The sequence below is a fragment of the Saccharothrix obliqua genome (genome assembly GCF_019375475.1).
Taxonomy (GTDB): Bacteria; Actinomycetota; Actinomycetes; order Mycobacteriales; family Pseudonocardiaceae; genus Actinosynnema; species Actinosynnema obliqua.
Map to the genome: position 1 here is coordinate 63,112 of NZ_JAHXGQ010000017.1, position 22,386 is coordinate 85,497.

General features: G+C 73.0%; 2 protein-coding genes (1 of these 2 only partly in view). Both read left to right on the forward strand.

The features are described 5' to 3' along the window. Positions 1-14,832, forward strand: coding sequence for a type I polyketide synthase (locus tag KZQ38_RS33890; protein ID WP_219448110.1), 14,832 nt, complete (start codon positions 1-3; stop codon positions 14,830-14,832). Beyond that, the coding region annotated (locus KZQ38_RS36750; RefSeq protein WP_257902886.1) for a type I polyketide synthase crosses the window boundary (this coding region is incomplete at its 3' end): on the forward strand, positions 14,829-22,386 show 7,558 of its 13,558 nt. 6,000 nt of the annotated region lie beyond the right edge of the window. The genes KZQ38_RS33890 and KZQ38_RS36750, both read left to right, overlap by 4 nt.

Below are 22,386 nucleotides of genomic sequence, written 5' to 3' on the forward strand. Positions count from 1 at the left end.
GTGGAGCAGTCACCCCCCATCGCCGTGGTCGGGATGTCGTGCCGCTTCCCCGGCGCGCCGACCACCTCCGCCTTCTGGGACGTGCTGATCGGTGGTGCCGACGTGCTCGGCGACGCACCCGCCGGTCGACCGCCGACGGCGTCCCGCGCCGGGTACCTGCCCGACGTCGCGGGCTTCGACGCCGGCCTGTTCGGCATCTCGCCTCGCGAGGCGCGCGAGCTGGACCCGCAGCAACGCCTGCTGCTCGAACTGTGCTGGGAGGCGTTCGAGGACGCCGGCACCGCGCCGGACTCGTGGCACGACAGCGCGACGGGTGTGTTCGTCGGCGTCACGGCCGAGGACTACGCGTTGCTCGCGGCCCGCCGCGGCGCGGAGGTCGGCCACCACCGGCTCACCGGCACCAGCCGGGCGATCATCGCCAACCGGCTGTCGCACTTCTTCGGCCTCGCCGGGCCGAGCATGACCGTGGACACCGGCCAGTCGTCGTCCCTGGTCGCCGTGCACCTGGCGATCGAGAGCATCCGCTCCGGCGAGACGACCGCGGCCGTGGCCGGCGGGGTGCACCTCAACCTCGCCGACGAGTCCACGCGGGCGCTGGACCGGCTCGGCGCGCTGTCCCCGGACGGGCGCTGCCACACCTTCGACGCGAGGGCCAACGGGTTCGCCCGGGGCGAGGGCGGCGGTCTGGTCGTGCTCAAGACCCTGGCTCGCGCGGAGGCCGACGGCGACCGCGTCTACGGCGTGCTGCGTGGCAGCGCCGTCAACAACGACGGGCCGTCCGCCGGGTTGACCGTGCCGAGGCCGGACGCCCAGGAGCGGGTGTTGCGGTCGGCGTGCCTGCGGGCGGGTGTCGCGCCGCACGAGGTCGACTACGTCGAGCTGCACGGCACCGGGACCGCGGTGGGCGACCCGGTGGAGGCCCAAGCGCTCGCCGCGGCCTACGGCGCGGACCGGACGCTGCTGGTCGGCTCCGTCAAGACGAACATCGGCCACCTGGAGGGCGCGGCCGGCGTCGCCGGGCTGATCAAGGCGTTGCTCGCGCTGCACCACCGGTGCGTACCGGCGAGCCTGAACTTCGAGCGGCCGAACCCGGCGATCCCGCTGGACCGGTGGCGGCTGCGCGTCGTCACCGAACCGACGCCGTGGCCCGAACCCGGCTGCGCCGGCGTGTCGTCCTTCGGTCTCGGCGGCACCAACGCCCACGTCGTCGTGGGTCCCGCTCCGACGCCGCGACCGGCGGCCGGTCACGCGGGCGGGCCGGTGGCGTGGGTGCTGGCGGCGCACGACGAGCAGGCGTTGTCCGACCAGGCGGCCCGCCTGGCGGCGCACCTGCGACCCGGGTTCGCCGCGGCCGACGTCGCGCACTCGCTGGCCCGCACGCGGGCCGCCCTGCCGCACCGCGCGGTGGTCGTGGGCACCGGCGACGAGATGGTCACGGCGTTGACCGACCTCGCGGAGGGCCTGCCGACCCCGGCGGCGGTGCGCGGCACGGCGCGTGCGGACACGTCCGGCGTCGTGTTCGTCTTCCCCGGGCAGGGTTCGCAGTGGCCCGGCATGGCCACCGGACTGCTCGACTCGTCCGAGGCGTTCACCGACGCCCTGCGGGAGTGCGACGACGCGTTGCGCCCGCTGGTGGGGTGGTCGGTGGTCGACGTGCTGCGTGCGGTCGACGGCGCGCCGTCGATGGAGCGCACCGAGGTCAACCAGCCGGTGATGTGGGCGGTCATGGTGGCGCTCGCCGCCGTCTGGCGCTCGTGCGGCGTCGAACCGGTCGCGGTCGTCGGCCAGTCGCAGGGCGAGATCGCGGCGGCCTGCGTCGCCGGCGCGCTGTCGATCCGGGACGGTGCCAGGCTGATCGAGGCCCGGTCGCGGATCGCGGCGCGGGAGCTGACCGGTCACGGCGGCATGGTGTGGATCGGGCTGCCGCCGGCGGACGTGCGGCGGCGGATCGCCCGGTGGCGCGACCGGTTGTCGGTCGCGGTGGTCTACGGGCCGGAGTCGGTCGTGGTCGCCGGCGAGGCGGACGCGCTGGACGAACTCGTGGCCGAGTGCGAGCCGCACGCCCGGGTCCGGCGGGTCGCGGCGGACTACGCGTCGCACTCCGCCCTGGTGGAGCGGATCGAGGACCCGCTGAAAGCGGAGTTGGCCGAGCTGAGCCCGATGACGCCCCGCGTGCCGTTCTACTCGACGGTGACCGGCGGGCACACCGACGTGCCGCTCGACGCCGACTACTGGTACCGCAACCTGCGGGAGCCCGTGGACCTGCTGGGCGCGGTCGACGCGCTGCTCAGCGATGGCAGGCACACGTTCGTGGAGGTCAGTCCCCACCCGTTGCTGCTGGCGGGCATCCGTGACGGCGCGGTCGCCCGCGACACCGCGGTGGTGACCGTGCCGACGTTGCGCCGGGACGAGGGCGGCTTGGCACGGGTGCTGCTGTCGCTGGGCGAACTGCACGTGCGGGGTGTGCCGGTCGCGTGGGCGGAGCTGTTCCGGGACGCCGGTCGCGTGTCGTTGCCGGGCTACCCGTTCCAGCGCGAGCGGTACTGGATCGACGACCTCCCGGCGGCGGGGGCCACCGGGCCGGAGCCGGGCGGCGGCAACGCGCTGGTGGAGGGCGCGGACGCCGGGGCCGACCGGGAGGCCGGGGACCTGCCCACCGTGCTGCGGCACGCGATGGCGGCCGTGCTCGGTGTGCGCGACCCGGCGCGGATCGACCTGGACGCGTCGTTCCGGGACCTCGGGTTCGACTCCGCGATGCTGGTGGAGCTTGCGGAGCGGCTGGACCCCGCGGTCGGCAGGCGGCTGACCAGCACGACGTTGTTCAACCACCCCACGCCCGCCCGGCTGGCCGAGCACCTGACCGGCGGCGTGGGTGCCGCACCGCCCGACCTGCGCACGCGGGACGACGACGACCCGGTGGTGATCGTCGGCATCGGCTGCCGGTTCCCCGGCGGGATCGACTCGCCCGAGTCCTTCTGGTCGGCGCTGGTCGGCGCGGAGGACCTGATCACCGACGCGCCGACCGACCGCGGTTGGCCGGCATCCGGCTTCCGGGGCGGTTTCCTCACCGACGCGGCGGCGTTCGACGCCGGCTTCTTCGGGATCTCGCCACGCGAGGCGCTGGCGATGGACCCCCAGCAACGCCTCGCCCTGGAGACGTCGTGGGAGGCGTTGGAGCGGGCCGGGATCGAGCCGACCTCGTTGCGCGGCACGGACACGGGCGTGTTCCTGGGCCTGATGCCGCAGGACTACGGCAGCCGCATGGGGCAGGCGAGCGGTGAGACGGCGGGCTACGTGCTGACCGGCGTGTCGCCGAGCGTCGCCTCGGGCCGGCTGTCGTACGTGCTCGGCCTGCGTGGTCCCGCGTTGACGGTGGACACGGCGTGTTCGTCGTCGTTGGTCGCGTTGCACCTGGCCGCGCAGTCGTTGCGGTCGGGGGAGTGCTCGTTGGCCATCGCCGGTGGCGTCACGGTGATGGCGACTCCCGGCATCTTCCACGAGTTCGCGCGGCAGGGCGGGCTGTCCGCCGATGGCCGCTGCCGGTCCTTCGCGCACGACGCGGACGGCACGGGCTGGGCCGAAGGCGCCGGTGTGCTCGTGCTGGAGCGGATGTCCGAGGCGCGGCGGCAGGGGCGGGAGATCCTGGCCGTGGTGCGTGGTTCGGCGGTCAACCAGGACGGTGCCTCCAACGGCCTGACCGCGCCGAACGGCCTCGCCCAGGAGCAGGTGATCCGCCGCGCGCTGGCCGACGCCGGTCTCCGACCGTCGGAAGTGGACGCCGTGGAGGCGCACGGCACCGGGACCGTGCTGGGCGACCCGATCGAGGCGGAAGCGCTCATCGCGGCCTACGGCGAGGGACGCGACCGCCCGCTGCTGCTGGGCTCGGTGAAGTCCAACATCGGCCACACCCAGGCCGCCGCGGGCAGCGCCGGGCTGATCAAGGTGGTGCTCGCGATGCGGAACCGGCTGCTGCCACGCACGCTGCACGCCGACACGCCCTCCGAGCGCGTCGACTGGGCCACGGGCGCGGTCCGACTGCTCACCGAGCCGGAGAGCTGGGAGCCGAACGGGCGCCCGTTGCGTGCCGGTGTGTCCTCGTTCGGGGTGTCCGGCACCAACGCCCACGTGGTGGTCGAGTCCGCCCCGGTGGACGCTCCCGCTCCGGTGCCGCCGCACGGCGTGCTGCCGCTGGTCGTGTCGGGCCGAACGGCCTCCGCCGCACGTCAGCAGGCGCTGCGACTGGCCGACCACCTCGACGCGTCCGGTGCCGACCTGGCCCCGGTCGCCTCGTCGCTGCTCACCACGCGCACGTTGCGCGCGCACCGGGCGGTGGTGCTCGCGGCGGACACCGCCGAGGCCGTGACGGCGCTGCGCGACCTCGCTCCGGTGGCCGGGCACGCGCTCAACGAGGCGAAGACGGTGTTCGTGTTCCCGGGTCAGGGTGCGCAGTGGGTCGGGATGGGTCGCGAGCTGTGGGAGTCGCAGCCGGTGTTCGCGGCTCGGATGGCCGAGTGCGAGCGCGCGCTGGAGCCCTTCGTGGACTTCTCGCTGCGTGACGTGGTGTTCGAGGGCCGGTCGCTGGACCGGGTCGACGTCGTGCAGCCGGTGACGTGGGCCGTGATGGTGTCGCTGGCGGCGTTGTGGCAGGCACACGGCGTGCGGCCGGACGCCGTGCTCGGGCACTCGCAGGGCGAGATCGCGGCGGCGTGCGTCGCGGGTGCGCTGACCCTGGACGACGCGGCCAAGGTCGTCGCGCTGCGCAGCCGGGCCATCGCGAACGGCCTGGCCGGGCGGGGCGGGCTGCTCTCGGTGGCGGTGCCCGTCGCGGAGGTCCCGCCGGACGTGGAGGTCGCGGCGGTCAACGGGCCGCGCGCGGTCGTGCTCGCGGGCACGCCGGACCGGCTCGACGACCTGGAGCGCGACTACCGCGAGCGTGGCGCGCGGGTGCGGCGCATACCCGTGGACTACGCGTCCCACAGCTCGCAGGTCGACTCGATCCACGACGAGGTGCTGGCGTCGCTGGCCGGGATCGAAGCCAGGACACCGGAAATCCCGTGGCTGTCCACGGTGGGTGCCGAGTGGGTGGGCGCACCGGTTCCGGTGGACTACTGGCAGCGCAACCTGCGTGGCCAGGTGCGGTTCGCGGACGCCGTGCGCACGCTCGCGACGGCGGGGTACGGGCTCTTCGTGGAGGTCAGCCCGCACCCGGTGCTGGTGGACGCGGTGGTCGACACCGCCGGGTCCGTCGCGGTGTGCGGTTCGTTGCGCCGGGACGACGGCGGGTGGCCGCGTTTCCTGCGCTCGCTGGCCGAGCACTTCGTACGTGGTGGCGCGGTCGACTGGCGGACCGTGGTTCCCGCGACGTCACCGGCACCGCTGCCGACCTCGGTCTTCGAGCGTCGCCACTACTGGCTCGGCACGGCCGACCCCGTCGCACCGCCGACCGGTGCAGACGAACCAGGCGGCCGGGTGGAACTCGGGGGCCTGGCCGGGCTGGGCGAGCACGCCGACTCGGCGCGGCTGCTGGACCTCGTGCGCGCTCACGCCGCGGCCGTGCTGGGCGACCCGGACGGCATCGCGGCCGACCAGGCGTTCCGCGACGCGGGTTTCGACTCGCTGACCTCGCTCGACCTGCGCACGCGGCTCAACGCCGCCACCGGCCTGGTGCTGCCGCCGACCGTGGCGTTCGACTTCCCCGACCCGCGGCGGCTCGCGGAACACCTCCGCGAGCAGCTCGCCGGCGACGTGACGCGACCGGCCGCCGACGTGACACCGGTGGACGGCGACCCGATCGCGATCGTGGGCCTGGCGGTCCGGCTGCCGGGTGGTGTGACGACCCCCGAGGCGTTCTGGCGGCTGCTGGACGGCGGTGTGGACGTGGTGTCGGACTTCCCGACCGACCGCGGCTGGGACCTGGAGGCGTTGTACGACCCGGACCCGGACTCGGTGGGCACGACCTACACCCGGCGTGGCGGCTTCCTGGCTGACGCCGGTGCGTTCGACGCGGGGTTCTTCGGGATCTCGTCCCGCGAGGCGTTGGCGATGGACCCGCAGCAGCGGTTGTTGTTGGAAGCGTCGTGGGAGGCGTTGGAGGACGCCGGGATCGACCCGACCTCCCTGCGGGACAGCCAAACCGGGGTGTTCATCGGTGCCACGCCCCAGCCGTACGGACCGAGCGCGACCGCACCCGACGGCGCGGAGGGCTACCTGCTCACCGGTGGACTCCCGGCCGTGCTGTCCGGCCGCGTCTCCTACGTCCTGGGCGCGCAAGGCCCGGCGGTGACGGTGGACACGGCGTGTTCGTCGTCGTTGGTGGCGTTGCACTTGGCCGCGCAGTCGTTGCGGTTAGGCGAGTCCTCGATGGCTCTCGCCGGTGGCGTGACGGTCATGGCGAGCCCCGATGTGTTCGTGGAGTTCTCGCGGCAGCGTGGTTTGTCGGTGGATGGTCGGTGCAAGTCGTTCTCGGCTGGTGCGGATGGCACTGGTTGGTCCGAGGGTGTGGGTGTTGTTGTCCTGCAACGGTTGTCTGATGCGTTGCGGGATGGTCGGCGGGTTTTGGCGGTTGTTCGTGGTTCGGCGGTGAATCAGGATGGTGCGTCGAATGGTTTGACCGCGCCGAATGGTCCGGCGCAGGAGAAGGTGATCCGCCAGGCGTTGCGCAGTGCTCGCTTGGAGCCGGCGGAAGTCGACGTGGTCGAGGCCCATGGAACCGGGACGACGCTTGGTGATCCGATCGAGGCCAATGCCTTGCTTGCAACCTACGGTCGGGATCGGGATCGGCCGTTGTGGCTGGGTTCGGTGAAGTCGAACGTGGGGCACACGCAGGCGGCTGCGGGTGTGGTCGGCGTGATCAAGACGGTGTTGGCCCTGAGGCATGGGGTGCTGCCGCGCACGCTGCACGTCGATGAGCCGACGGACAAGGTGGATTGGTCGGCCGGTGCGGTGGAGTTGCTGACCGAATCGGTGCCCTGGGAGGAGAACGGTCGGCCTCGGCGGGCGGGTGTGTCGTCGTTCGGCGTGTCCGGCACGAATGCCCACGTCATCATCGAGGAACCACCGGCACAACCCGCACCCGAGCCAGTTCCGCCGAGCGACCTCGTCCCGGTGATCGTCTCGGGGCGCACCGAGACGGCCTTGCACGCACAGGCCGCGGCCGTCGCCGCGCACCTGGACGGGACGAGCACAGGTCTGACCGAGGTGGCGGGTTCGCTGGTCGTGGCGCGGGCGGCGTGGGAGCACCGCGCGGTCGTGCTGGCCGGGAACGACGCGGAAGCGGCCTCGGGGTTGCGCGACCTCACCGAGGCGCATGTGGTCACGGGGAAGGCCACGGGCGGTGGCGTCGGGTTCGTCTTCCCGGGCCAGGGCGCTCAGCACGCCGGGATGGGGCGCGAACTGCACGACCGGTTCCCGGTGTTCCGCGACGCCTTCGACGCGGTGTGCGTGGAACTGGACCGGCACCTGGACTTCTCGGTGCGAGACGCGGTGTTCGGCGACCACGGGGTGCTCGACGGCACCGCGTACGCCCAGACCGGGTTGTTCGCCGTCGAGGTGGCGATGGCGGAACTGGCGGTGTCGTGGGGCATCCGGCCCCGGGTGCTGGCCGGTCACTCGCTGGGCGAGATCACCGCAGCGCTGGTGGCGGGCGTGTGGTCGTTGGCGGACGCCGCCCGCCTGGTCGCCGCACGCGGACGGTTGATGGGCGCGTTGCCCGAAGGCGGTGCGATGGTGTCCGTGCCGGTCGCGGAGGACATCGCGCGTGACCTGCCGGACGTGTCGATCGCCGCGGTGAACGGGCCGACGTCGGTGGTGCTGTCCGGCGAACGGGCCGCCGTCACGCGGGCCGTGCGGGCGCTCGGCGTGCCGGGCCGGGAACTGCGGGTCAGCCACGCCTTCCACTCCGCGCTCATGGAGCCGGTGCTCGCCGAGTTCGGCGCGATCGCGGCCGAGTTGGAGTACCACGCGCCGAAGATCCCCCTGGTGTCGTCGGTGACCGGTCGGCTGCTCACCGACGACGAAGCCCGCTCACCCCGGTACTGGACAGACCAGGTGCGGCGCACCGTCCGGTTCGCGGACGTGGTGTCCACGATGACCGGCGACCGCGCGCGGCCGGTGTCGACGGTGCTGGAGGTCGGGCCGGGCGGCGCGTTGTCCGGCCTGTTCACCGACGTGGTCGCCGTGCCCTTCACCCGGCGTGAGCGGCCCGAGGTGCGCACGGCGCTCACCGCCGCCGCGACGCTCTTCACTCGCGGGCACGACGTCGACTGGCGGGCCGTGCTGCCGCGCACACCCGTGGTGGCGGTCCCGAAGACCGTGTTCGAGCGGCGGCACTACTGGCTCACCGGTCGCCGGTCGGCCCCCGACGGCCCCGTGGGCACGGACAACATGCCGGTGTACGCGGTGCACTGGGTGCCGGTGGAACCGGACGGCGACGTCGTGCACGGGACGCTGGTGCACGACCTGCCCGCCGGGGAGACCCCGGCCTGGCCGGCGTTGCGCGTGCCGGGCGGTGACGCGCGAGCGGTCGTGAACGACGTCCTCGCGGTGGTGCGGGAGTTCGTGACCCAGCCGCGCTGGGAGCACAGCCGACTGGTGGTCGTCACGACGGGCGCGGACACCGATCCGGTCGCCGCGGCCGTGTGGGGCCTGGTGCGCAGTGCCCAGTCCGAGCACCCGGACCGGCTCGTGCTCGCCGACATCGGGTCGGACGCCGACCTGCCCGCGTTGTGGCGGGCGGTGCCCGTCGCGGACCAGTTCCGCGTGCGCGCCGGCGAGGTGCGGGTGCCCCGGCTGCGGGAAGTCGCCGTCGACGGCCCACCGGTGTGGCGACCGGACGCCACGGTCCTGATCACCGGTGGCACCGGCACCCTCGGCGCGTTGGTGGCGCGGCACCTCGTCACCGAGCACGGGGTGGGTCATGTCGTGCTCGCGTCCCGACGGGGTGAAGATCCCGCGTTGCGCGCGGAGCTGACCGCGGCCGGTGCGGCGGTGACCATGGTGGCCTGCGACGTCGCCGACCACGACCAGGTGCGGGACCTGCTGCGCGTCGCGCCGATCACCGCGGTCGTGCACACGGCCGGTGTGGTCGAGGACGGCACGCTGACCTCGCTCGACGCCGCGGCGGTCGACGCGGTGTTCCGGCCGAAGGTCGACGCGGCCACCCACCTCGACGTGTTGACGCGGGGGATGGACCTGGACGCGTTCGTGTTGTTCTCCTCGGCGGCCGGTGTGCTCGGCCCGGCCGGTCAGGCGAACTACGCCGCGGCCAACGCCTACCTGGACGCGCTGGCGGTGCGCCGCCGGGCCGCCGGGTACCCGGCGGTGTCGCTGGCGTGGGGCCACTGGGCGCCGGTCGGCGGGATGACGGGGCGGCTCGGCGCGGTCGACACCGAGCGCCTGGCACGGCTCGGCGTCGACCGGATGACGGCCGAGCAGGGCTTGCGCGTGCTCGACCACGCGACCGCCGCGGACCGCGCGGACCTGGTGCCGGTCCGGTTGGCCGCCTCCGCGCCGCGAACCGGTGTCCTGCACGACGTCGTCGCCGCGCCGACCCGGACCGCCGGTGCCGACCGGGTCGGGCACGACCTGCCGTCACTGGTGCGCACCGTGCGCGCGGCGGCGGCCGCGGTGCTGGCGAACACGGACGTGCCGGAGACGAAGGCGTTCCGGGACGCGGGTTTCGACTCGCTGACCGCCATCGAGCTGCGCAACCGGCTCGCCGCGGCGACCGGTCTCGCCCTGCCCGCGACCGTGGTCTTCGACCACCCGAACCCGACCGCGCTGGCGGAGTTCCTGCACGCACGGCTCACCACCGCGGCCACGCCCGCCGCGGACACCGACCCGACCACGCCGTCGAACGCCACCGACGACCCGATCGTCGTGGTGGGCATGGCCGTGCGCCTGCCGGGCGGCGTGGCCACGCCGGAGGACTACTGGCGGCTGCTGGTCGACGGCGTGGACGCGGTGTCGGAGTTCCCCACCGATCGCGGCTGGGACCTGGCGGGGCTGTACGACCCGTCGCCCGACTCGATCGGCACGTCCTACACCCGGCACGGCGGTTTCCTGGCCGACGCGGGCCTCTTCGACGCCGACTTCTTCGGGATCTCGCCGCGGGAGGCGTTGGCGATGGACCCGCAGCAACGCTTGGTGCTGGAGACGTCGTGGGAGGCGCTGGAGCGGTCCGGCGTCGATCCGACCTCCCTGCGTGGCAAGGAGGTCGGCGTGTTCCTCGGTGCGTCGGCCCAGTCCTACGGCTTGGCGGCGGGTGCGCGATCCGACGGCTACCTCCTGCTCGGCAACGCATCGAGCGTGTTGTCCGGTCGGGTGTCGTATGTGTTGGGTGTGCAGGGTCCTGCGGTGACGGTGGATACGGCGTGTTCGTCGTCGTTGGTGTCGTTGCATTTGGCGGCGCAGTCGTTGCGGTCGGGGGAGTGCTCGATGGCGCTCGCCGGTGGCGTGACCGTCATGGCGAATCCCGATGTGTTCGTGGAGTTCTCCCGCCAACGCGGGCTGTCCCCGGACGGTCGGTGCAAGCCGTTCGCCCAAGCCGCCGATGGCACCGCGTGGTCGGAGGGCGTGGGCGTCCTGGTCGTGCAGCGGCTGTCTGATGCGTTGCGGGATGGTCGGGAGATCCTGGCGGTTGTTCGTGGTTCGGCGGTGAACCAGGATGGTGCGTCGAATGGGTTGACCGCGCCGAATGGTCCGGCGCAGGAGAAGGTGATTCGTCAGGCGTTGCGTGTTGCGGGTCTGCGTCCGGCGGACGTGGATGTGGTGGAGGCCCATGGAACCGGCACGACGCTCGGCGATCCGATCGAGGCGAATGCGCTTCTCGCGACTTACGGTCAGGATCGGGATCGGCCGTTGTGGTTGGGTTCGGTGAAGTCGAATATCGGGCACACGCAGGCGGCTGCGGGTGTGGTCGGTGTGATCAAGATGGTGTTGGCCCTGCGGCACGGGGTGTTGCCGCCCACGCTGCACGTCGACCAGCCCACGGACAAGGTGGACTGGTCGACCGGGTCGGTGCGGCTGACCACGGAATCCGTGCCGTGGACCGAAAATGGACGACCACGCCGAGCCGGTGTGTCGTCGTTCGGTGTTTCCGGCACGAACGCCCACGTCATCCTCGAACAGCCGCCGACCCGTCCTGAGGCGCCGGTGGACGACACGTCACCCCTGGTGGTCTCGGCACGCAGTGCGACCGGGCTCGCGGCTCAGGCCGCGCGAGTCGCCGACCACCCGGCCGGGGTCGCCCGGAGCCTGGTGGTCGCGCGCCCCGCCTGGCCGTGGCGTGCGGTCGCCCTCAAACCCGATGCGTTGCGGGACTTCGCCGCCGGGCAGCCGACGCCGGACGTGATCAGCGGCGTCGCGACCGGTTCCCGGAAGCAGGCCCTCGTGTTCCCGGGTCAGGGTGCGCAGTGGGTGGGGATGGGGCGTGGGTTGTGGGAGTCGCAGCCGGTTTTCGCTGCGCGGATGGAGGAGTGCGAGCGGGCGTTCGCGTCCTATGTGGATTGGTCGCTGCGGGACGTGGTGTTCGGTGCTGCGTCGTTGGAGCGGGTTGATGTTGTTCAGCCGGTGTCGTTCGCGGTGATGGTGTCGTTGGCGGCGTTGTGGCGGTCGTACGGGTTCCGGCCGGACGCGGTGATCGGCCATTCGCAGGGTGAGATCGCGGCGGCGTGCGTGTCGGGCGCGTTGACCCTGGAAGACGCGGCGCGGGTGGTGGTACTGCGGAGTCGGGTGATCGCGTCGGGCCTCGCCGGTCGGGGCGGGATGCTGTCGGTGGAGGTCGCGCCGGGCGAGGTCCCGGAGGGTGTGGAGATCGCGGCCGTGAACGGTCCGCGGTCCGTTGTGCTCGCGGGCGAGCCGGACGCGCTGTCCGAGTTGGCAGCGGGGTACGCGGCGAAGGGCGTGCGAGCCCGGCGCATTCCGGTCGACTACGCCTCCCACACGTCGCAGGTCGACGCTGTCGCGGAGGAAATCCTCGAACGGATCGGGGATGTGCGTGGGCGTGAGCCGGAGATCCCGTGGTTGTCCACTGTGGATGTTGGGTGGATGGGTGCGGTGGACGCGTCGTACTGGGTGCGGAACCTGCGTCAGCAGGTGCGGTTCGCGGACGCGGTCGCCGAACTCGGGAACGAGGACTTCGACCTCTTCGTGGAGGCGGGCTCGCACCCGGTGTTGACGGCCGCGATCGCCGACAGCCTGCCGGATGCGGTCGTCGTGGGCTCGTTGCGCCGGGATGACGGCGGGTGGGACCGGTTCGTCCGCTCGCTGGCGGAGGTCTTCGTGCGGGGTGGCACCGTCGACTGGCGCGCGGTCGTGCCCGACGCGCCCTTGGTGCCGGTGCCGACCACGGAGTTCGACCGGCAGCGTTACTGGCTCACCGCGGACCGATCCCCGGGCGACGTGACCGGGGTCGGTCTCGACCCGGTGACGCACCCCGTGCTCGGCGCGGCGGTGGAGGACCCGGAGACGGGTGGCGTCGTGCTCACCGGTCGCCTCGCGCACCGGCTCCAGCCGTGGCTGGTCGACCACGCCGTGGCCGGTGCGGTGGTGGTGCCCGGCGCGGCGCTGGCGGAACTCGTGGTCCAGGCGGGCGACCGGGTGGGCTGCCCGGTCGTGGCCGAACTGGTGCTCGGGCAGCCGCTCGTGCTCGGGCCGACCGAGGACGTGGCGGTGCGGGTCGCCGTGGGACCGGCCGAGGAGGACGGGCGGCGATCGGTGAGCGTGCACGGCAGGACGGGGAACGGGCCGTGGACGAGGTACGCGACCGGCACCCTCGACAGCCACGTGGACGAGCCGCCCGGTGAGGTCGAGTGGCCGCCGAGCGGCGCCGAGCCCGTGGCCGACTGCTACGCGGTGCTGGCCGACGCCGGTTACGAGTACGGCCCGGCGTTCCAGGGCGTCCGGTCGCTGTGGCGGCGTGGTGCGGAGTTGTTCGCCGAGGTCGACCTCCCCGAGGGGGTGGCCCCGGAGGGGTTCGCCGTCCACCCGGCGTTGCTCGACGCGGTGGTGCAGCCGACCGCGTTGCTCGACCCGGCCGCCTTGCGCGACAGCGGGCGGATCGAGCTGCCGTTCGCCTGGCAGCGGCTCATCGTGCGCGCTGTCGGCGCGACCAGCGTGCGGGTGCGCATCCGCCCCGGCGGCGAGGTGACGGCCGTGGACGCCACCGGCTCGCCGGTGCTCACGCTCGGCGCGCTCGCGAGTCGGCCGGTCGCACCGCGCGACCTGCGGCCCGCCGCCGACGACCTGTTCCGCGTCGACTGGGCGCCGCTGCCGTCGACCGCGCCCGTCGCCACGCCGCCGGGGTGGGTGGTGTTCCCCGTCGACCCCGGTAGCGGGTCGGACGCCGAACGGGCGCGGCACGCGGTGGCCGAGGTGCTGGCGGCCGTGCACCGGGTACTGGCCGACGACGCCCGCCTGGTCGTGGTGACCCGGAACGCCGTGGACCCCACTGGTTCCGGCGAGGTGGACCCGGCGGCGGCTGCGGTCTGGGGCCTGGTGCGGGCCGCCCAGGTTGAGCACCCGGGGCGGCTGGTCCTGGTCGACGGCGACGGTGCGGTGGAGTCGGCCGCGGCGGCTGCGGTGGCCGCTGACGAGTGGCAGGTCGCGGTGCGTGGCGAGCGGTGCTGGGTGCCCCGCCTGGCCCGGGTCGCGGCGGCCGGGACGGACCCGGCCTGGGACACGGAGGGCACCGTGCTGATCACCGGTGGCACCGGGGCGCTCGGCTCGCTGGTCGCCCGCCACCTCGCCGCCGAGCACGGCGTGCGCCGCCTGGTGCTGGCCTCGCGGCAGGGCGACCGCGCGGCCGACGCCGAGCGGTTGCGGGTGGAACTCGGCGCGGAGGTCGTGACGTGCGACGTCGCGGACCGGGACCAGGTGCGCGCTTTGCTGGCGGAGGTCGCACCGACCGTCGTCGTGCACACCGCGGGCGTGCTCGACGACGGTGCGATCACCTCCCTGGACGCCGACCGGCTCGACGGTGTCTTCGGGCCCAAGGTCGACGCCTTCGGCCACCTGGACGAGGCGACCCGCGAACTGGGCGCGTCGCTGGTCGTGTTCTCGTCGGCGGCCGGTGTGCTCGGCAACGCCGGGCAGGGCAACTACGCGGCGGCGAACGCGTTCCTCGACGCGGCGGTGGTCCGCCGCCGGGCGGCCGGTCACGCCGGGGTGTCCCTGGCCTGGGGTCTGTGGGCGAAGGCGAGCGCGATGACCGGCCACCTGGACGACGGGGACCGGGACCGGATGACGCGGGCGGGTGTGGCGGCGATCGACGTGGAACGCGGTATGCGCATGTTCGACGCGGCCCTGGCGTGTGGTGAACCGGCCGTGGTGCCGGTGGTGCCGGACCTGCCCGCGTTGCGGGCGCGGGCCCGGTCCGGCCGGGTGCCCGCGATGTGGCGTGATCTCGTCGGGCCGGTGCGACCGGCGGCCGCCCCGCGGCACGCCGACCTGCGTGCGGAACTGGCCGACCTGGAGGTGGCGCGGCGGCGTGCGGCGTTGACCGACCTCGTCCGGCGTGAGGCGGCCGTGGTGTTGAACCGGGCGGACGCGGGCGGCATCGGGCCGTTGACGGCGTTCCGCGACCTCGGGTTCGACTCGCTGACCTCGGTCGAGCTGCGCAACCGGCTCGGCGCGGCGACGGACGTGCGACTGCCGGTGACCGTCGTCTTCGACCACCCGAACCCGACCGTGCTCGGCGAACGGCTGCACGAAGGCATGTTCGGCCGGGACGAACCGGCTCCGGAGCCCGTGGTCGAACCCGACGAGGAGTCGGCGCTCATTGCCGAGATGGATGCCGAGAGCCTGATCAAGCGCGCGCTGGGGGAGTTGGGATGAGCGGGGACAAGCCGATGACCGACCAGAACGGGCGCCTGGTCGAGGCGCTGCGCACGTCGCTCCAGGAGACCGAGCGGTTGAAGCGGGAGAACGCGCGGCTGGTCGCCCGGGTCGAGGAGCCCATCGCCGTCGTCGGCATGGGTTTGCGGCTGCCGGGCGGCATCTCCACACCCGAGGCGTTCTGGGAACTGTTGGCCGAAGGGCGGGACACGGTCACCGAGTTCCCGGTTGATCGCGGCTGGGACCTGGAGGCGTTGTACAACGCCGATCCGGAGTCGGTCGGGACCTCCTACACGCGCCACGGCAGCTTCCTGGAGGACGCCGGTGCGTTTGACGCGGGGTTCTTTGGTATTTCGCCGCGTGAGGCGTTGGCGATGGATCCGCAGCAGCGGTTGTTGTTGGAGGCGTCGTGGGAGGCGTTGGAGCGGGCTGGTGTTGATCCGTCGTCGTTGCGTGGTCAGGAGGTTGGTGTGTTCACCGGCCTGATGTACCACGACTACGCGGACGGTCCGCAGCCGGCGGAGTTGGAAGGGTTCCTCGGCACGGGCAACGCGGGCAGCGTGGCGGCTGGTCGGGTGTCGTACGTGTTGGGTGTGCAGGGTCCGGCGGTGACGGTGGATACGGCGTGTTCGTCGTCGTTGGTGTCGTTGCATTTGGCGGCTCAGTCGTTGCGTGCGGGTGAGTGCTCGATGGCGCTTGCCGGTGGTGTGACGGTGCTCGCCTCGCCTGCCGTGTTCGTGGAGTTTTCGCGGCAGCGTGGTTTGTCGGTGGATGGTCGGTGCAAGTCGTTCTCGGCCGGTGCGGATGGCACTGGTTGGGCTGAGGGCGTGGGTGTTGTTGTTCTGCAACGGTTGTCTGATGCGTTGCGGGATGGTCGTGAGGTCCTGGCGGTTGTTCGTGGTTCGGCGGTGAATCAGGATGGTGCGTCGAATGGGTTGACCGCGCCGAATGGTCCGGCGCAGGAGAAGGTGATTCGTCAGGCGTTGCGTGTTGCGGGTCTGCGTCCGGCGGACGTGGATGTGGTCGAAGCCCACGGAACCGGCACGACGCTCGGCGATCCGATCGAGGCGAATGCGCTTCTCGCGACTTACGGCCAGGATCGGGATCGGCCGTTGTGGCTGGGTTCGGTGAAGTCGAATGTCGGGCACACGCAGGCGGCGGCCGGTGTGGTCGGTGTGATCAAGATGGTGTTGGCCCTGCGGCATGGGGTGCTGCCGTGCACGCTGCACGTGGATCGGCCGACGGACAAGGTGGATTGGTCGGCCGGTGCGGTGGAGTTGCTGACCGAGTCGGTGCCCTGGGAGGTGAACGGTCGGCCTCGGCGCGCGGGTGTGTCGTCGTTCGGCGTGTCCGGGACCAACGCCCACGTCATCATTGAAGCGCCTCCTGCCGTGGAGCCCCGCGAGGTGGCCACGCAGGGCGACGTGGTGCCCCTGGTCGTGTCCGCGCGGACCACGTCCGGCGTGGTCGCGCAGGCCGCGCGCTTGGCGGACCACCTGGCCGCGACGCGAGCCGACCTGGCCGCCGTGGCGAAGTCCCTGCTGACCACTCGCGCGTTGTGGGAGCACCGCGCGGTGCTGTTCGCGCGGGAGAACGCGGAAGCCGTGACGGCACTGCGGTCGATTGACGCACCGGTCAAGGCGGGTAACGGGAAAACGGTGCTGGTGTTCCCGGGTCAGGGTGCGCAGTGGGTGGGGATGGGGCGTGAGCTGTGGGAGTCGCAGCCCGTCTTTGCCGCGCGGATGGAGGAGTGCGAGCGGGCGTTCTCGTCCTATGTGGATTGGTCGCTGCGTGACGTGGTGTTCGGTGCTGCGTCGTTGGATCGGGTTGACGTCGTTCAGCCGGTGTCCTTTGCGGTGATGGTGTCGTTGGCCGCGTTGTGGCGGTCGTACGGCCTGGAGCCGGATGCGGTGGTGGGCCATTCGCAGGGTGAGATCGCTGCCGCGTGCGTGGCGGGAGCCCTGACGCTTGAAGACGCCGCGCGAGTGGTCACGCTGCGCAGCAAGGCGATCGCGAACGGCACGATCCGCCGCGGCGGGATGATGTCCGTCGCGCTCCCGCCGGAGGAAGCGCCGGAAGGTGTGGAGATCGCGGCGGTGAACGGGCCGCGGTCGATCGTCCTGGCCGGTGACGCAGAGGTGCTGACCGAGCTGGAAACCCGCTACGCGGCCGAAGGTGTGTGGGCGCGACGGGTAGCCGTGGACTACGCCTCCCACACGTCACACGTGGACGCCATCGCGGACGACATCTCCGCCGTGCTGGTCGGCATCCAGCCACGCAAACCCGACATCCCCTGGTACTCGACCGTTGACGCCGACTGGGTGCGGGGCGGCCTCGATCCCGACTACTGGTTCCGCAACCTGCGTGGCCGGGTGTTGTTCGCCGACGCCGTGCGGGCCTTGGCCGGTGACGGCTTCGACCTGTTCCTGGAGTGCGGCCCCCACCCGGCGTTGAACGCCGCCATCCGGGAGACCGCGGAAGCCGCCGGCCACCCGGACGTGGCGGTGCTCGGGTCGATCCGCCGCGACGACGGCGGGTGGCCCCGCTTCCGCCAGTCCCTCGCGGACGTCTTCGCGCACGGCGGTGGCGTCGACTGGACGACCGTGCTGCCGGACGTCCCGCCCGTGCCGCTGCCGACGACCGCGTTCGAGCACCGGCACTACTGGCTGCCGCCGGGCCGGGCGACCGCCCGGACCGGCGTGGGGCCGTGGCGGTACGAGATCGGCTGGGAACGCCTCGTCCTGCCCGAGCACGCGCCCGGTGGGCGGTGGCTCCTGCTCGCCGACGAGCGCGGCGGCGAGCTGCACGCGGGTTTGGTGGCGGCGGGCCTGGACGTGGTCGTGGACGCCGACCCGGCGGACGTGGCCGGTGTGCTGGTTGCTTCCGACGACGTGGAGCACGTGCTGCGCACCGTCCAGGCGCTGCTGCGCACCGAATCACCGGCACCGGTGTGGGTGGTGACCCGCGGTGCCGTGTCGACCGGCCCGTTCGACCCGCCGCACGACCCGTCGGCGGCCAGGGTGTGGGGGCTCGGCCGCGTGGTCGCGTTGGAGCACCCGCGACGCTGGGGCGGGCTGCTCGACCTGCCACCGGACCCGGACGAGAGCGCGCTGTCCCGGCTGGTGGCCGCGTTGGGCGGCACCGAGGACCAGGTGGCGGTCCGGTCCGGTGGCGCGTTCGGCCGGCGACTGGCACCGGCTCCGGCGCGGGACGGCGGACCGGGGTGGGTACCGCGGGGAACGGTCCTGGTCACCGGCGGAACGGGTGCGCTGGGTCGCCGGGTCGCGCGGTGGGTGGCGGAGCGCGGCGCGGAGCACGTCGTGCTGTTGAGCCGAAGCGGTGCGGACGCGGGCCTGGCCGACGTCGGTGCGCGGGTGTCGGTGGTGGCGTGTGACGTGGCCGACCACGCGGCCGTCGCGGCGGTGGTCGAGCAGTTCCCGCCCGACGCGGTCGTGCACGCGGCCGGTGTCGCCGGTGACATGGTCCCGGTCCTGGACTACGACGCGCACTCGTTCGCGGAGGTGCTGGCGGGCAAGGCCGTGGGCGCGGCGGTGCTGGACGAGGTGCTGGGCGACCGCCCGCTGGACGCGTTCGTGTTGTTCTCCTCGATCGCGGGCGTCTGGGGTTCCACTCGGCAGGCCGCGTACGCGGCGGCCAACGCCCACCTGGACGCGCTGGCCGAGAACCGCCGCGCACGTGGTCTCGCGGCCACCTCGATCGCCTGGGGCGCCTGGGCGGGCGGCGGCATGGCCGAGGCCGGTGACGCCGAGGAGCAGTTGCGACGTCGGGCGATCCTGCCCATGCCACCCGAACAGGCCCTCGCCGAGTTGGACGCAGTGCTGCGTGACGGGCGGGCCACGGCCGTGGTCGCGCGGATCGACTGGCCGCGGTTCGCCGAGATGTTCACCGCCCGGCGACCGAGTCCCCTGCTCAGCGGGGTGCCGGAGGCGGCGGCCCGCACCACGCCGGACAGCCGGGCGAGCGGACTGGTCGACGCGTTGTCCGCCACCGACGCGGTCGGGCAGCGGGAAGTGCTGGTCGGCCTGGTCCGGCAGGCCGCGGCAGCGGTGCTGGGCATGGCGTCCGCGGACGGCATCGCGCCGACACGGGCGTTCCGCGACGTCGGGTTCGACTCGCTGACCTCGGTCGAGCTGCGCAACCGGCTCGCGACGGCGACCGGTGTCACGCTGCCCGTGACCGTCGCGTTCGACTACCCGAGTGCCACCGCGCTGGCGGAGGCGTTGCGCACGCGCCTGCTGGAGGCGCCCGCACCCGCGGAACCGGTCGAGCGTGACGCGTCCGTGGCCGACGACCCGATCGCCATCGTCGGCCTCGGGATGCGGTTGCCGGGCGGGGTGTCGACGCCGGAGCAGTTCTGGGACCTGTTGGCGCGTGGTGGCGAGACCGTGACCGACTTCCCGACCGATCGCGGCTGGGACCTGGAGAGGTTGTACGACCCGGATCCGGAGGCGACCGGGACGTCCTACACCCGGCGTGGTGGTTTCCTGGTTGACGCCGGTGCGTTCGATGCGGGGTTCTTCGGGATCTCGCCGCGTGAGGCGTTGGCGATGGACCCGCAGCAGCGGTTGCTGCTGGAGACCTCGTGGGAGGCGTTGGAAGACGCCGCGATCGACCCCGCGTCGTTGCGCGGGCAGGACGTCGGCGTGTTCGTCGGGGCCTCGGGCCAGGGGTACGGGGCGCGCTCGGCCGAGGCCGAGGGCTTCCTCCTCACCGGCACCGCGTCGAGCGTGTTGTCCGGTCGGGTGTCGTATGTGTTGGGTGTGCAGGGTCCGGCGGTGACGGTGGACACGGCGTGTTCGTCGTCGTTGGTGGCGTTGCACTTGGCCGCGCAGTCGTTGCGGCACGGTGAGTGCACCACGGCCCTGGTCGGTGGGGCTGCCGTGTTGGCGACTTCCGATGTGTTCGTGGAGTTCTCGCGGCAGCGTGGTTTGTCGGTGGATGGTCGGTGCAAGTCGTTCTCGGCTGGTGCGGATGGCACTGGTTGGGCTGAGGGTGTGGGTGTTGTTGTCCTGCAACGGTTGTCCGATGCAGTACGGGATGGCCGGGAAGTCCTGGCGGTTGTTCGTGGTTCGGCGGTGAATCAGGATGGTGCGTCGAATGGGTTGACCGCGCCGAACGGTCCGGCGCAGGAGAAGGTGATTCGTCAGGCGTTGCGTGTTGCGGGTCTGCGTCCGGCAGATGTGGATGTGGTCGAGGCACACGGAACCGGTACGACGCTCGGCGATCCGATCGAGGCCAACGCCGTCTTGGCGACTTATGGTCGGGATCGGGATCGGCCGTTGTGGCTGGGTTCGGTGAAGTCGAATATCGGGCACACGCAGGCGGCGGCCGGTGTGGTCGGTGTGATCAAGACGGTGTTGGCCCTGAAGCACGGGGTGTTGCCGCGCACGCTGCACGTCGATGAGCCGACGGACAAGGTGGATTGGTCGGCCGGTGCGGTGGCGTTGTTGACCGAGTCGGTGCCCTGGGAGACGAATGGTCGGCCTCGGCGGGCGGGTGTGTCGTCGTTCGGCGTGTCCGGCACGAATGCCCACGTGATCATCGAGGAACCACCGGCACAACCCGCACCCGAGCCCGTGGAGGTCGACTCCGCCGTGCCGATCGTGGTGTCGGCTCGGAGCACCGGGGGACTGCGGGAGCAGGCCGCGCGGATCGCCGACCACATCGAGGGAGGCGCGTCGCTCGTCGGCACCGCCCGGTCGCTCGTCACGACGCGATCGGTGTGGGAGCACCGCGTTGTGGTGGTAGCCGAAGACCGTGCCGAGGTGGTCGACCGGCTGCGGAGGGTCGAGCGTTCCCAGCCGGCGGGTGACGGTGGGGTGGCGTTCGCGTTTGCCGGTCAGGGTGCGCAGCGGCCGGGTATGGGGCGTGAGCTGCACGCCGCGTTTCCCGTGTTCCGGGATGCGTTCGACGCGGCCTGTGCGGAACTCGACCGCCACCTGCCCGGACCTCCGGTGCGGGACGTGGTGTTCGGCGACGCGGACGGGCTCGATGAGACCGTGTTCACGCAGGCCGGGCTGTTCGCCGTCGAAGTCGCGATGTTCGCGTTGGTGTCGTCGTGGGGTGTGCGGCCCCGCGTGCTCGTCGGCCACTCGATCGGCGAAGTCGCCGCCGCGCACGTCGCCGGGATGCTGTCGTTGTCGGACGCGGCGGAACTCGTCGCCGCGCGTGGGCGGCTGATGCAGGCGTTGCCCGAAGGCGGCGTGATGGCGTCGGTGCCCGTCGCGGAAGACGAGGTCGGAGACCTCGCGGGTGTCAGCGTCGCCGCCGTGAACGGGCCGCGGTCCGTCGTGTTGTCCGGCGCGCGGGACGCGGTGGCGGATGCCGTGCGCGTGCTGGGTGTCCAGGCCCGGTACCTCAAGGTCAGCCACGCGTTCCACTCCGCGTTGATGGAACCCGTGCTGGAGGACTTCCGCGCCGTCGTCGCGGGCCTGACGTTCGCGCCCGCGCGGATTCCCGTGCTGTCCACCGTGACGGCCGGTCCGCTGCCCCCGTCGCCGGACTACTGGGTGGACCAGATCCGCCGGACGGTCCGCTTCGCCGACGCGGTCGCCGCGTTGGACGTCGGCACGGTGCTCGAACTCGGGCCGGGCGGTGTGCTCACCGGGCTGGTCGACGCGCTGGAGACGGACGTCGCCGCCGTCGCGCTGACCCGCCGCGACCGCCCCGAGCCACGCACGGCCCTCACCGCCGTGGGCGAGGTGTTCGCGCGCGGCGGTCACGTCGACTGGACGGCGGTCGTGCCGGACGTGCCGGTGGTGCCGCTGCCGAAAACGGCCTTCCAGCACCGGCACTACTGGCTCACGGGCAAGACCGCGGACGACCCGCGGTACGGGATCACCTGGCAGCGCCTGCCGGATCGCACGCGGGTGCCGTCCGGGCGCTGGCAGGTGCTCGGTGACGACACCCTCGCCGCCGGGCTGGCCGGGTGCGGTCTCGACGTGACGACCGATGAGACCGACCGGGTCGTCTGCGTGTCGCCGTCGGTGGACGACCTGGTGGCCCTGCTCCGGGCGCGGCCGGCGGCACGGGTGTGGGTGGTGACCCGCGGCGCGGTCGCGGTGGCCGCGACCGACCCGGTGGACGACCTCGCCGGCGCACTGCTCTGGGGCCTGGGCCGGGTCGTGGCCCTGGAGCGGCCCGAGCGCTGGGGCGGCCTGGTGGACCTGCCCGCCGACGACGTGCGACCGGACCTGCTGGCGGGCGTGCTCGGCGGCGATGAGGACCAGGTCGCGATCCGCGCGACCGGCGCGTACGGCCGCCGCCTCACCCCGGTGCCCGCCGGCGGCTCGTCGCGGTGGACGCCGCGCGGCACGGTGTTGATCACCGGCGGCACCGGTGCGCTGGGCACGCATGTCGCGCGGTGGGCGCTCGACGCCGGAGCGGACCGCGTGGTGTTGCTCAGCCGCGGTGGCGGGACCGGTGACGGTGCACGGACGATCGTGGTCGCGGCCGACGTGACCGACCGCGCCGCGGTGGCCGAGGTGCTGGCGCAGTACCCGCCGGACGCGGTCGTGCACGCGGCCGGTGTGC